Origin of the sequence: Isoalcanivorax pacificus W11-5 (assembly GCF_000299335.2) — a bacterium.
GTDB classification, from domain to species: Bacteria; Pseudomonadota; Gammaproteobacteria; order Pseudomonadales; family Alcanivoracaceae; genus Isoalcanivorax; species Isoalcanivorax pacificus.
In genome coordinates, this window is sequence record NZ_CP004387.1 from 441,714 (window position 1) to 455,312 (window position 13,599).

Here is a 13,599-nt window from a genome sequence, read left to right on the forward strand (position 1 = left end):
CATCATCTGGTCTGGGCGAGCACGCCTGTAGCATGCCCGCTGCGGACAAGAGCCGAGAAAACGATCAGCCCCTGCGTTTTTTCGCATCCTGCTCCTGCTGTGCCTTGGCGAACAGCGAGGCAAAGGTGCCGTTGCTGCCCGCCGCCGGCTTGCCGCCACCGCGGTTTGCCTGGCCGCCACCGCCGCCCTTGCCGGCGCGTGGATGCTGGCGGCGTGTATCACCCGCCGGGGCGTTGCCGGCCTGGCGTTGCTGGCCTTCCTCGTGACGGTCGTCCAGGCGCATGGTCAGGCTGATGCGGCGGCGATTGAGGTCCACCTCCAGCACTTTGACCTTGACGATATCACCGGGGCTGACGACCTCGTGAGCATCCTTGACGAATTTCTCCGATAGCGCAGACACATGGACCAGGCCGTCCTGGTGGACGCCGATATCCACGAAGGCACCGAAGTTGGTCACGTTGGTGACAGCGCCTTCCAGGATCATGCCCGGCTTGAGGTCCTTGATGTCCTCGACGCCTTCCATGAATTCCGCCGCCTTGAACTCCGGGCGCGGATCGCGGCCGGGCTTTTCCAGCTCCGTGAGAATATCGCTGATGGTGTGCACGCCGAACTTGTCATCGGTGAAGTCGGCGGCTTTCAGTTTTTTCAGGAAGCCGACATCGCCGATTAGGTCTTTCAGGACGCGCTGGTGCGCGGCGGCAATGCGCTCGACCACGCTGTAGGCTTCCGGGTGCACGCTGGAGGCGTCCAGCGGGTGCTCGCCGGTGCTGATGCGCAGGAAGCCGGCGGCCTGCTCAAAGGTCTTCTCGCCCAGGCGCGGTACCTGTTTCAGTGCCTCGCGGTTGGGGAAGGCGCCGTTTTTCTCGCGGTAGGTGACGATGTTGCCGGCGATGGTGCTGTTCAGGCCGGAAATGCGCGCCAGCAAGGCGGCCGATGCCGTGTTCACATCCACGCCGACGGCGTTCACACAGTCCTCGACCACAGCATCCAGGCTGCGTGCCAGTTTCACCTGGCTCACATCGTGCTGGTACTGCCCCACACCGATGGATTTCGGATCGATCTTCACCAGCTCGGCGAGCGGGTCCTGCAGACGGCGGGCAATGGACACGGCGCCACGGTAGGACACGTCCAGGTCGGGAAATTCCCGTGCCGCCAGTTCCGAGGCGGAATACACCGACGCGCCGGCTTCGCTGACCATGATCTTGGTCATCTTCAGGCTGGCCAGTTTCTTCACCAGTTCGCCGGCCAGCTTGTCGGTTTCACGGCTGGCGGTGCCATTGCCGATGGCGATCAGGTTCACCTGATGCTTGGTGCACAGCCCGGCCAGCGTGGCGAGCGACTGGTCCCACTGGTTGCGCGGCTGGTGCGGAAATACGGTGGTGTACTCCAGCAGTTTGCCGGTTTCATCGACCACCACCACCTTCACCCCGGTGCGCAGGCCCGGGTCCAGGCCCATGGTGGCGCGGGCGCCGGCCGGCGGGGCCAGCAGCAGGCTGTTGAGGTTGCGGGCGAAGACCTGGATGGCTTCTTCCTCGGCCAGTTCGCGCACGCGACCGAGCAGTTCGGTTTCCAGGTGGGTGTTGAGCTTGATCTTCCAGGTCCAGCGCACGGTTTCGCCAAGCCAGTTGTCGGCGGCGCGGCCCTGGTGCTGCCAGTCGATGCTCTGGGCCACCATGGCCTCGCACGGGTGCGGCTGCGCCGCTTCCTGTTCTTCCGACAGCGCCATACTGACGTGCAGGATGCCCTCATTACGGCCGCGGAACAGTGCCAGGGCGCGGTGGCTCGGGATGCCGGACAGTTTTTCGCGATGGGCGAAATAATCGCTGAACTTGATGCCGTCTTTGTCCTTGCCGTCAACGACGCTGGACACCACTTCCGCCTGCTCCCACAGCCAGGTGCGCAGGCGGGTCAGCAGGTCGGCGTTTTCGCTGAAGCGTTCCATCAGGATCTGCTTGGCGCCGTCGAGGGCGTCTTTGGCCGTCTCGATCTTGTGTTCGCTGTTCAGGTAGTTGCCGGCTTCGGTCTCCGGGTCCAGCGTCGGATCATTCAGCAGTGCATCGGCCAGCGGTTCCAGACCGGCTTCGCGGGCGATCTGGGCGCGGGTGCGGCGCTTTGGCTTGTACGGCAGGTAAAGGTCTTCCAGGCGCGTCTTGGTATCGGCGGCCAGGATGGCGGCCTCCAGCTCCGGCGTCAGTTTGTCCTGCTCTTTGATGCTTTTCAGGATCGCGTCACGGCGCTCGGCCAGCTCGCGCAGGTAACGCAGGCGCTCTTCCAGATTACGCAGCTGGGTGTCGTCCAGGCCGTCGGTGGCTTCCTTACGGTAGCGCGCGATAAAGGGCACGGTGGCGCCGTCATCCAGCAGGGCGACGGCGGAAGCGACCTGGCGCAGCTGGACGCCGAGCTCGTTGGCGATGATCTGTTCGATACTGGGAATGGCGGTGTTCGGGGTACTGGACATGGGATTCGCTGACGTGATGAATGAGGGCGTGGGCGCTTGGACAACGCAGACACGCGACGATGGCCGGAATCATAGGGGAGGACGGCGGCGGGTGACAGATTGACAGCAGGGTTTTGCTATGGCTGCAACGGCCCCGCATGGCCGGCGGGCCATGTGCTCATTGAGCGTGCGGGGCGTGTCATGAAGGGAGGACGCCGGTCAGGCGCCCAGCAGTTCCCTGATCTTGGCCACCAGTTCGGATTCCTGTGGCGGCTTGACGATATAGCCGGCCGCCCCCTGGCGTTCCCCCCAGACCTTGTCGGTGTCCTGATCCTTGGTGGTCACCAGCACGACCGGAATATGCTGGGTTTCCGGGTCACGGGTGATCTTGCGGGTGGCCTGGAAGCCGTTCAGTTCCGGCATGACCACGTCCATGAGAATCAGGTCCGGGCGCTCGCTGCGCGCCAGTTCCACCCCTTGCATGCCATTGGTGGCGGTCACGGTCTGATGGCCCTGGGCCTCACAGATACGGACCATGTTGGCCAGTTGGGTGGGTGAATCGTCAACAACCAGGATTTTCGCCATGGCGCCTCCTTCCTCTTGTGTTCGCCGCTCCGCTGGCCTGTCGGCCGGACGGCTGGTGTCCGGCGTCAGTTATTATTCCGCGCCGCTGCATAATAGCAGGATGCCGGTAGTGGGGAACCTGATGATTTGCGGCACAAAGTGCGCAATCCGGTCACCCGGGCAGGCGCCGACGTGCTGGCCGGTTCGGTGCAGATAGTCGCATTCTGTTGCGTTTTCGCGCTGCCGACCGGGTTGCAAATCCGACCGGTGGGCGACAAGATGCCGTGGGCCCGAGGCGCGCTCTGGCTGGGTGAACAGCCGTGCGCCGACAGGGTGATCCGCATCGGAGAAAAGCCGTCGTGACCGAGCCGCAACAGGACAAGATTCTCGTCGTCGATGACGACGCCCGCCTGCGCAGTCTGCTGCAGCGTTATCTCGAAGAACAGGGGTTCTACATCAAGGCCGTCGCCGATGCCGAGCAGATGGATCGTGCGCTGGGCCGCGAGCTGTATTCGCTGATGGTGCTGGACCTGATGCTGCCGGGCGAAGACGGCCTCTCGATCTGCCGCCGGCTGCGCGCCGCCGGCACCGCCATGCCGATCATCATGCTCACCGCCAAGGGCGACGACAATGAGCGCATCGAAGGCCTGGAAGCCGGCGCCGACGATTACCTGCCGAAACCGTTCAACCCGCGCGAGCTGGATGCCCGCATCCGTGCCGTGCTGCGCCGCCAGGTGCGCGAAGTGCCGGGCGCGCCAAGCCGCGATAACCAGTGCGTGACCTTCGGCCCCTGGGAGCTGGACCTGGCGCGCCGCATCCTGCGTCGCGGCGACCAGGAGAACAACCTCACCACCGGCGAATTCGCCGTGCTCAAGGCGCTGGTGCAACACCCGCGCGAACCGCTGACCCGCGACAAGCTGATGAACCTGGCCCGTGGCCGCGAGTGGAGCGCCATGGAGCGTTCCATCGATGTGCAGGTGTCGCGCCTGCGCCGGCTGCTGGAAGATGATCCGTCCAAACCGCGTTATGTGCAGACGGTGTGGGGGGTGGGTTACGTGTTTGTGCCGGACTGAGTGCCGCTGTCTCCAGATATCGGTTTTTGCCTGATCCTTTAGCCGGTCCGCGTTCGCCGTTTATCCGGATATCCGTCTCCGCCCGGAATGGCCCCCGCATTCATGGGGAGCGAGCCCGCTGTCCGCTCCATAGCATTGTGACTCACATCAAATTGCATTGGAGATGGAGTCATGCCGATTCGGACCCCGCTATATCGAGTCATGCCGGTGGTCAGCCTGGGGTTGCTGCTGGCCGCCTGTGGTGGCGACAGCAGCAGTCACCGTGGTGCTCCGCCGCCCGGTGACGGAGACCCCGTGGAAACCTCCACGGTATCCGGCGCGGTGGCCGTGGGCGCGCCGGTCAGCGGTGCGCAAGTGAGCCTCACCTGTCAGTCCGGTGACAGTGTCGCGGGCGTGGTCAGCAACGCCAACGGCAGCTATACGATCACGGTGCCGGACGAGAATTTCCCCTGCATCCTCCGCGCGACAGGGGGCGACCTGCCGGCCGGTATTGCGGCGCTGCATTCTTTCGCGTCCTCCGCCGGCAATGCGACGGTCAACCTGACGCCGCTGACCGATCTCGCGCTGGCGCTGGCGATCAATACCGGGGCAGGCAACAGCAGCATCGGCGACTGGTTCGCCGCCCCGGGCAACTGGACGGAAGTCAGTGCCGCGCTGGGCGACGCGCTCGAGACACTGCGTGACACCCTGGTCGCCGCGGACTATACGCTGCCCTCCACCTGGCCATCGGGCAGCCTGGCGCCGTTTACCGAAGCCTTTACGCCCAGCGCGACACCGGCGCAGGACACACTGGACAGGTTGCTGGAAGATTTGCAGGCGGCGATCGTCGACGCGGGCGATACCTATGACAACGTGCTGGCCGGTTTTGTGACCACGCCGGCTTCCCTGCCGACGGATGTGAGCGGCGGCAATGAAGGCGGTGAAACACCGGTTGAAACGGGCGCAGTGGGGCTGGCGGACTTTGGCATTTACTCCGGCAGCTCGACCAATGCCGAATTCCTGGCTGCCGTCAGTGGCAGCTGGCCGGTGGCCATTTATCGCGTGCCGTCCGGGCAGGGCAACCTCTATGGCGAAGGCACGCTGACGATCAGCGGCACGGAAAGCGACTGGTCCATGACTTTGACCGGCGGCGATGGCAGCACCATTTTCGATCGCGGTATCCAGGGGGCGCTGACCGGGCAGCTGATGCCCTTCATCGGGCAGTTGTTCATCAACCACGGTACCAGTACCTCAGAGTACATGACGGTGTTTGCACAGCCGGACGGCATGATCGAAGGCAGTGCCGGCGGCGAGATCGATATCGAGTTCCGTAACAACATCGTGGCGTATGGGGAAGCACTGCCGGACGTGCTCGCGGGGCTGGCAGGCACCTGGTCCAAAGAGGTTGCGGTGTACTGCAACGGTCCGTTCGGTGCGCCAACGGCGGTCACCAACAGCGTGACCATTACGGCGACGGGGGAGGTCACGGCCGAAGGGGAGACCCAGCTTTGCGGCGGTGAGCTGCCGCAGACCTACGCCTGGGGTGGCCTGGATGACTTTGTGACTCCCAACCCGGAGGGCGAGGGTTTCATCATTTACCTGGACTCGACCTCCGAGGTGGGTATCGGCAATGCCTTTGAAATCTGGATCAGCGAGATCGAGAACCCGACCGTCACCAAAATGAGAAGCTTCATTGGCGGCGAGTTGTTCGAGATGACAAACCCGACGCAGCAGTAAGGCTTGCGCGATGACAAAGCGCCGGCAGGGCCGGCGCTTTGTATTGCCGCCGGGGGCGTCAGGTTCCGCCTTGCGTCAGCAGCGGAATCTGCATCTGCACGCGCCAGCCAGCCTCGATGGCGCCATGGGTGCAGTGGCCGCCGAGTTTCATGGCCCGGGTGGTCATGATGTCCAGGCCGCGACTTGGCCCGCACTCCGACGAGGCCGGCAGGCCGTCATTCTCGACCTGCAGCGACACCTGCTCGCCATCGCAATGCAGTGTCACATTCAACGTGGTGGTGGCCGAATGCTTCAGTGCATTGCTGACTGCTTCCCGCAGAATACGCGTCATTTCGCTGAACTGGCTGGCGGTCAGCATGGTAGGGGCGAGATCTTCCTGCCACTGCAGGGTCACGGTGTGATCCGCACAGCGCCGGGCCGTTTCCTCGTGCCATTGCGAGGCAGCTGCTTCCAGCGACAGCGAATGTCCTTCCATGTTTCTCAGCAGATCGCGCAGGTCGCGGATGGCCTCGCGCACCAGTGGTTTGGTGTCGTCGGCGCAGTGGTGCAGCAGATGCAGCAGTTTGGCGCCCAGGTCATCATGAATGTCGCGGCGAATACGGCTGCGTTCTTCACTGGCACCTTCGGCCCGTGCGGTGCGTGTCTGGCTCACCAGTTCATGCAGTGACAGCACCAGGCTGGCGATCTCCACATCGTGCCGGGTGAACAGCCGCTCGCCTTCGTGGGCGTGCCTGAGCAGATAGGTTTGTGGCCCGACCGGGTCGGGCACGTGCAGGCTCTCGCCGTTGTCCTGGACGCTGCATCGGGCCGCGCGGACGGGTAATCGCTCCTGCACCAGAGGGCGAAACACTGCGCTGAGCGCTTGTTCCACGCCGGACTGGTCCTGCTGTGCCTGCTGGGCAGTCAGCATGGCCGGCAATGCGCGGGACAGCCATGTCTCAAGGCCCGGCTGATTGCGCAGGAACAGCTTGCCCCATACATACTGGCGCACGGGAAAGTAAAACCAGCCCACCAGCGCCATCGACAATGTCAGCGTAATCGGGCCGGACAGTGACAACAGCATCGCCAGCAGCAGATCCGTGAGCATCACCAGCAGCCCGCCCAGCAGCCAGGCCCACAGCGAGAACCACCAGCGCTCCAGATCGAACAGGCGGTGCCGGACGACCCCCAGCGCCATGCCGGCATACATCAGCAGGAAGGTGGTGAACAGCAGGCCCTGGGAGGCGGGCAATGCCACCTGCAGAATGGCCGGCAGAATCATGCCGCCGGCGAAAAAGGTGGTGCCGGCCACGATCGACAGCACCACCCAGCGCAGTGCCGCGCGGTGGCTGGCGTGACCACGTGTTTGCCAGCCTTGCCAGGCGGCGCCCAGCAGCCCGAGCAGGAAAATCCCCATCACCCAAAGATGAAAACCGGCCACCGGTGTGGCGACCCATTGCCCCTGGTCGATGACAATGGCCACGGCAAAGGCCGCATAGAACGCGAACGTCCAGGCGGAGGCTGGCGCCCTGCGCGGATAGTTCCACAGGAAGGCACCCAGCGAGGCGGAGAACAGCAGCGCGCCCACATGGTTGAGGCCGGACAGCCACATGAACAATTGGCCGGGAATGAACAGGTCGCGCGTGCTGTAGATCGCGGCGGCGGACGAGAACAGCACATAGCTGAGCCCGGTCAGGGCAAAGGAATGCAGGGCGATGTCGCGCTGGGCCGGCACCCACACCAGCAGGCAGATCATCATGCCGGCGAGGCCGCACACCAGTTGCAGCCAGAACAGCCCCGGCAGCGCGGTCAGGTGCCGGGGCTGCGGCGTAAGCGGATGCAGTGCGCCCTGCGTGTCGCGCAGTTGCAGCGTGCCCTGGGCCAATGAGGCGGCCAGCCACTGGTGCGTGGCGAAAAGTGTGTTGAGAGCCGCATAGTCCGGCAGTACGTCCGGCTCTTCCACCACCAGCCGTGCTGTCGCCGGAACGTCCCGCTGGCCGTCGCTGAAAGCACTCACCGTCACGGTACGGTGACCGGGCAGCGATGCGACGAGTTGATCGCCGTCGGTAGCGAACACCACATTGCTGCCCGGTAGCGACAGCGCCACGCCGATGGCCAGCAAGCCGTACGCCACCACCAGCACCAGGCCGGCGGCAATTTTTGTTTTCAGTGACCACATGCTGCGTTCCCCGTCTCCGTTCCATTCCCCGCGGTGTAGTGTGGCCTGTGCCCCTCCCCCGTTTCCAGGGGTTGATCTGGCCAGTCGCCGCCGTCTAATAATGGGCGGTTCGTGTCATCCGGTTTGCCAGCATCCTGATGCTTGCACCCCGGCTGTCTTCACGCCGTGAATCAACGCCGGAGCGTATCGATGCCAGCGATCAAACACATTCTGATTGTGGAAGACCTGCCCGACGTGGCCCTGTGGCTGCGTGAGCAGGTGCAGCCGCTGTTGCACCCGGAACGCATCGACGAGGCCGGCAATCTGGCCGGCGCGCGCCAGGCCATCGCGGCCCACCGCTATGACCTGGTGTTGCTGGACCTGGGGTTGCCCGACGGCGACGGCATGTCACTGATCGCGCCGTTCCGTCAGGCCAACCCGAAAGCCCAGTGCATCGTCACCACCATTTTCGACGACGCCGAACATCTGTTCGGTGCCCTGCGTGCCGGCGCCAGCGGCTATCTGCTCAAGGACGACACCGAGGAGGAATTTGCCAGCCAGCTGTCCGGCATTCTTGCGGGACGTCCACCGCTGTCCTCCTCCATTGCCCGCCGTGTGCTGCAGCATTTCCAGCCCGCGCCGAGCCCGATGGAGGCGCCGCTCACACAACGGGAGCAGGATCTGCTGACGCTGATTGCCAAAGGGCTGAGTGTCCGCCATGCGGCGGAAAAACTGGGGATTTCCCACCACACCGCAGCCAGCTACATGAAAGGTATCTACAGCAAGCTACAGGTCAACAGCCGGGCGGAAGCGACGCTCAAGGCCGTCAACCTCGGACTGGTGAACCCTGGTTGATTCTGGCGGGGCTGTCTACCTCCTGAAACAGGGGGGCAGGGTCAGGCGGGGAGTTGGAAATCGCGTTGCGTCATCAGGTCCAGCCCGCAGGGCAAGGCGCTGATCCAGTCGAGAAACGCCGTGATCATTTCACGGCCGGCCAGCGGGCGGCCGTGCTGAGGCACGATCATCGCCACATCCATTTCGCGCACCATGTTTGCCCACAGGCGTGTCACCTGCTGGCTGGCCATATAGCGACGGTGGAAGCCGAGCATGTGGGGAATATGGGCCTGGAAATCCGTGACCGGGCTGGCGTCGTCCACCAGTGAGGCGCCCATATCGCCGGAAAACAGGATGCGGCTGACCGGATCATACAACTGGAAATTACCCACGGAGTGCAGGAAATGCGCTGGCACGGCGTACAGCATGCTGTCGCCGAGCCGGATGCGATCGCCAGCATCCGGCAGCGCGATAATCCGTTCATAGGTGTTGATGTCGCGCAGAATACTCAGGTAGTGCGCGGTGAGATGGGGCAGAAAGCGTGCCCAGAGTTTTGAACAGATGACGCGGGCGCGGGTATGCAGCAGCCATTTGTCCAGTGAGGCGATGATGTCCGGGTCCTGGTGCGAGGCGAACACATAGGTCAGTGTCTCTACCTTCATGTGCCGTGAAAGCGCGAGCGACAGCGGCGTATAGGTGAGATCGCCGCCGGGGTCGAGCAGCATCGACTCGTCCTGGTCGAGAATCAGGAACTGGTTCGACTGCACGCCATCGCCGCTGACCAGATTGTCAAAGCACAGGCAGCGGTGCTGGCCGTTGTCGAACAGCACGATAGGATCTCGGCGCATGGCGGGTCATCTTGTTGTCCTGGTCCGTACCGAGAGTAACCGGGGCAACAGGGCATGCACTGACGTGCATCAAGGTCTGGCCGGATTCTGCCCGGCCGCATGGCGGCCGGGCAGAGCAGGCGTCAGTTGCTGGCGCAACCGGCGGCGCTGATTTCCGCCGGGTCGCTGCTGGCGCGGTCTTTCAGGTTGCCGAGGAAGCGGGCTTGCACTTCCACCTGATTGTCCTCACGCAGCAGAAGGTGGTTGCGCAGGAAGCCGATGCGACGGCCCCCGCTTTCTTCAACATAACGACCGTAGCTTCGGCGGTAAAATTCCGATGACAGCGTGGTGCCGTTGCTCGCCTTCACCAGTGCATAGCGCCAGCTGTTGACGGCGCCGTCGTCGCTGACACTCAGGCGCAGCACATCGCACAGCGCGTAGCCGCTGTTGTAGCTGGTGTCATCCTCGATCACCGTCAGCGTAATGTCGCCCAGTGCCTTGAGTTCGCTCAGGAGTGCTGTCTCTTCGTCCGGCAAGGGGCGTTCCTCCAGTTCTATCGTGCTGCTGGAAAAGACACCCTCGCCAAGCTGTGTCGTGCGTGTCAGGCGCCACGCCACGGGTATCAGCATGTCCGGGCTGACAATCACATCAAAGCTCAGTGTCTGCGAGGCGCTTTCCTCTCTGCTCAGGTGGTAGGCAAATTCGGGACGGCTCGGGTTGGTGGTGTAATCGTTAAAACGGTAGCTGGGGTCTGCCGGGTCGAACTGATAGCCGTCCACGGTGACAACGCCCTGTGCATCAATCTCCACAAAGACACTGCTGCCAGGTGTCAGGGCGCTGTTGCCGCTGAAAGTCGGTGATTTTTCCACCAGCGTCGACGAATAGACACCGTTCAGCGGGCCGAGCTTTTCGGCAGCGGGCGTGTCCGCCTGTTCGGCGCGCAACTGGCCGAGGAACACCGGCACGCCGAACGGGCCCTGCGGGCGTGAGGCATCGCCGACGTTGATTTCATTGAAAGTGCCGGTGTCGTTGCTGCTCAGCGCGTACTCCACGTCGCCATCGCGCCAGATGATTTCTGGCAGGTGCGGGGTGCCGCCAAAAAGACGGTGGTAAGGATTGCCGAGTACCGTGCCCTCAATGCTCAGTGTGTTGTCCTCGCCGACCACCACGCTCACGGCCTGTTCGTCGACGAAATCACAGGCGTTGCCGCAGCCTTCGCCGCCGCCCGCATAGAACACCAGCGAGTAGGTGCCGGTCAGCGCGGCGTTCACCGTGGCTGCGGAGGTGCCGCTGCCTGTGCCGCCGCTCGCTGGCGCTTGCGGCAGGCTGGCGCCGCTGGTGAAACTGGCGCGCAACGCCTCATGGCTGTCCAGGCCGCTCCCCTGGCTGCCGTCGCCGAGCTGTTCCAGCAACTGGTCATACGGGTCGCTGGCCGGGTTGGCGGTGAAGGGCGCCGTAAAGGGCGCCGTGCTGCCGTTGGGCCAGCTGCCCGGCGGGGTGTAGCCCGCGTTGACCAGCGCGGTGCGCAGCGCCGTGGCCGCGCTGGCCAGCTGCGGAGCCAGCGTGTCCAGGCCGGCATCGCCAGTGGCCGGGTCGGCGAACCAGTCCGGCAGCGCCTGGCCGGACAGCGCATTGATCTGCAACGCCAGCGCCAGGTCGGTCAGTGGCGTAATGTTCACATTGCCGGCCCGGGTGGCCAGGCTGTAGAGCGTGACCACGGGCGTGCCGCCTTCCACACGCAATGCGCACGGCAGCGCGGCAGCGCTGGCCAGGCTACCGCGCCAGGTGCCGTTGGCCGCGGTGGTAACGGTATCGGTAAAGCCGGTGCCGTCGGCGCACCGGGCAGAGACGGTGCCACTGGCGATGCCGGCGCCCACGGCGGCGGTGCCGTGCAGGCCATTGGGGTTCTGGCGGCTGCCGCCGTCGCCACCGCAGGCACTGAGCAGCGTGGTGGCGAGAAGGGCGGCGCACCAGGGCAGCCGGTAAGCGAATGCAGTCATGATGAACGTCCTGTCGTGAGAGGAAAGACAGGCAGTGTAAAAACCGGAACAGGGCAAGCGGCACCCTGAAACAAGGGGGCGGCGCAGGAAAGCGCGGCCGGGGGCTTTCGGTTAGTATGAGTGCAGCTCGTCCGCACGTCCCTCGACAGGAATGTACTGCATGCGCATCAACCTGCTTCCCAGAACCGCCTTTGCCCGCTCAGCGGTGGTGGTCGGTCTGGTGATTTTCCTGACTCAGGTGCTGACGCTGTGGTTCTTTGCGCGCAATGCCTACCTGCCGGGTATCCGGGAATATTCGCGCCTGACGCTGTTGCAGGCAGAGCTGTCGGTATACGAAGAAACCCGCGACGCAGAAGCCGCTGCCCGGCTGGGCGAGGTGAGCGGCATCATGATGGCCACGCCGCCGTCCGCCGAGGACAGCCAGGTGCCATTGATCAGCCGGCCGGTGGTGAACAGTTTCCGGTTGGAGATCGAGGAACTGTTTGGTGAGCCGGTAAATATCCGTTTTGAGGACAGCCGTCGTCCGGTGCTGTGGATCAATACACCCTCGTTTCAGGGGCAGTGGCTGCGCGTGCCGATGACCTTTTTCCGTGATTACGACCGTTACCTGCTGGTGGGCTGGGGTGTGACCGTGCCGTTGTTCGCGGTGATCGCGGGCCTGCTGATCGCGCGCGGTCTGAACCGGCCCCTGAAACGACTGGAACAGGTGGCTGCCGTGGTGGGCCGGGGTGATCCGGTGCCGCCGCTGAATGATCGCAACGGGCCGGAAGAAATCAATGCGGTGAACCGCGCCTTCAACCGCATGACACGCGAGCTGGCGCAGGCGCAGCGTGATCGCGCACTGTTGTTGGCGGGCGTGTCGCACGACCTGCGTACGCCGCTGACGCGCCTGCGGCTGTCGGCGGAGTTTATTGCGGATGAAGAACTTTCCGAAGGCATCATTGGCGACATCGAGGACATGGACGCGATCCTCGAACAGTTCATCGGTTTTATCCGCGACGGCGCGGATGAAGTGGCCAGTTACGAAAACATCAATGTGCTGGTGGAAGATGTCTGCGCCAAGTTTGATCACCTTGATCTGGATATTGACCTGCGTCATGTACCGCGCCTGATGCTCAAGCGGCTGACGTTCAAGCGCCTGCTGACCAACCTGATGACCAACGCCATGAAATATGGCGAGCCGCCGGTGGAAGTCTCCACGCAACTGTCAGGCCAGGACGTGGTGCTGACGGTGCGCGATCATGGGCAGGGTGTACGGGATGAAGATATCCCGACATTGTTGCAGCCTTTTTCGCGAGGCGAGAAAGCGCGCACCGTGACCGGTTCCGGTCTGGGGCTGGCGATCGTGAAACGTATCGTGGACATGCACCATGGGCAGGTGCGTCTGGTGAATCACCCGGATGGTGGGCTGCAGGTGGAAATCCGGTTGCCAGTGACTGGGAGGTTCGTGCAGCCGGAGGCGCTGTCGGCACGGGTGCGGTAAAGAAAACAGCCGGCTTGTTTTCTGAGCATAAAAAAGGGCGCCCGAAGGCGCCCGGTTACTGCCTGAACAGACGGACCAGACTGTTCAGAGCATGCCTTCCACGCGCTGCCGCAGGTTGTCGTCATACGGCAGCATTTGCGCGATACGGTTGTAGGTGCCCACGTCCAGGTCTTCATCCTGCACGGCTTCCACCATTTCCTGTTGCATGTTCATCTGCACTTCAGCGACCTTTTCCGGGTCATCGGCCTGCTGGGCCTCGCTGACATATTTCTCGCGGATTTCCTCCACTTTTTTGTGGGCGCCCGCGAATTTCTCCAGCTCTTCATCACTGACTTCGGCAGCCGCTGCCGGCGCCTGATTCTGAGCCGCACCCGGCGCCGGAGCCGGCGATTGCGGTGTGCCGGCGTTGTCGGCGAACGCCATGCTGCCCAGGCCCATGGCGGCAACGGCGATAACGAGGGGTTTCAGTCGGATTTGCATCATGCTTCTCCTTCAGTGGCTGATAGTCATGGAAACTTTATGCAGTGC

At 63.7% G+C, this 13,599-nt stretch carries 11 protein-coding genes; 5 read left to right on the top strand and 6 right to left on the bottom strand.

The window, feature by feature from the left end:
- Nucleotides 1-64 precede the first annotated feature (64 nt).
- Entirely contained in the window at nucleotides 65-2,458 is a 2,394-nt protein-coding gene (locus tag S7S_RS02110) for a Tex family protein (protein ID WP_008739449.1), read from the bottom strand.
- 198 nt (nucleotides 2,459-2,656) lie between these two features.
- Nucleotides 2,657-3,022 carry a response regulator gene (locus S7S_RS02115; protein WP_008739447.1) on the bottom strand — a complete coding sequence of 122 codons (366 nt, stop codon included), beginning with the start codon at nucleotides 3,020-3,022 and terminating at the stop codon, nucleotides 2,657-2,659.
- Between the two features lie 126 nt (nucleotides 3,023-3,148).
- Here S7S_RS02115 and S7S_RS19490 point away from each other — a divergent pair, with 126 nt between their 5' ends.
- From S7S_RS19490 to S7S_RS18700, 3 genes are all read left to right on the top strand, one after another.
- Complete coding sequence (locus S7S_RS19490) at nucleotides 3,149-3,364, top strand: hypothetical protein (protein ID WP_008739445.1); 216 nt, start codon at nucleotides 3,149-3,151, stop codon at nucleotides 3,362-3,364.
- Nucleotides 3,361-4,074 (top strand): osmolarity response regulator transcription factor OmpR, encoded by a 714-nt coding sequence (gene ompR, locus S7S_RS02125; protein WP_008739442.1) that lies wholly within the window; start codon nucleotides 3,361-3,363, stop codon nucleotides 4,072-4,074. The genes S7S_RS19490 and ompR overlap by 4 nt, the downstream gene beginning before the upstream one ends.
- Before the next feature lie 171 nt (nucleotides 4,075-4,245).
- On the top strand, nucleotides 4,246-5,790 hold the full coding sequence (locus tag S7S_RS18700) for a carboxypeptidase-like regulatory domain-containing protein (protein WP_144401565.1): 1,545 nt from the start codon (nucleotides 4,246-4,248) through the stop codon (nucleotides 5,788-5,790).
- Nucleotides 5,791-5,848: 58 nt separating this feature from the next.
- Here the strand turns inward: S7S_RS18700 and S7S_RS02135 are convergent, their stop codons facing one another.
- Nucleotides 5,849-7,948, bottom strand: coding sequence for a sensor histidine kinase (locus S7S_RS02135; protein WP_008739440.1), 2,100 nt, complete (start codon nucleotides 7,946-7,948; stop codon nucleotides 5,849-5,851).
- Nucleotides 7,949-8,137: 189 nt separating this feature from the next.
- On the opposite strand from S7S_RS02135, the gene S7S_RS02140 reads away from it, so the two are divergent.
- Nucleotides 8,138-8,782: a response regulator gene (locus S7S_RS02140; protein ID WP_008739439.1), complete on the top strand. Its 645-nt coding sequence runs from the start codon at nucleotides 8,138-8,140 to the stop codon at nucleotides 8,780-8,782.
- Between the two features lie 41 nt (nucleotides 8,783-8,823).
- Here S7S_RS02140 and S7S_RS02145 read toward each other — a convergent pair whose 3' ends face one another.
- Both S7S_RS02145 and S7S_RS02150 read right to left on the bottom strand, forming a co-directional pair.
- The gene (locus S7S_RS02145; protein ID WP_008739437.1) at nucleotides 8,824-9,609 is read right to left on the bottom strand and encodes an oxygen-binding di-iron domain-containing protein; all 786 of its coding nucleotides are present in this window, start codon (nucleotides 9,607-9,609) and stop codon (nucleotides 8,824-8,826) included.
- 122 nt (nucleotides 9,610-9,731) lie between these two features.
- The gene (locus S7S_RS02150; RefSeq protein WP_008739435.1) at nucleotides 9,732-11,588 is read right to left on the bottom strand and encodes a hypothetical protein; all 1,857 of its coding nucleotides are present in this window, start codon (nucleotides 11,586-11,588) and stop codon (nucleotides 9,732-9,734) included.
- A gap of 160 nt (nucleotides 11,589-11,748) precedes the next feature.
- Between S7S_RS02150 and S7S_RS02155 the strand changes: the two genes are divergently transcribed.
- Nucleotides 11,749-13,071 (top strand): ATP-binding protein, encoded by a 1,323-nt coding sequence (locus tag S7S_RS02155; protein WP_008739433.1) that lies wholly within the window; start codon nucleotides 11,749-11,751, stop codon nucleotides 13,069-13,071.
- A gap of 84 nt (nucleotides 13,072-13,155) precedes the next feature.
- Here the strand turns inward: S7S_RS02155 and S7S_RS02160 are convergent, their stop codons facing one another.
- Nucleotides 13,156-13,554, bottom strand: coding sequence for a DUF4168 domain-containing protein (locus tag S7S_RS02160; RefSeq protein WP_082027605.1), 399 nt, complete (start codon nucleotides 13,552-13,554; stop codon nucleotides 13,156-13,158).
- Nucleotides 13,555-13,599 lie beyond the last annotated feature (45 nt).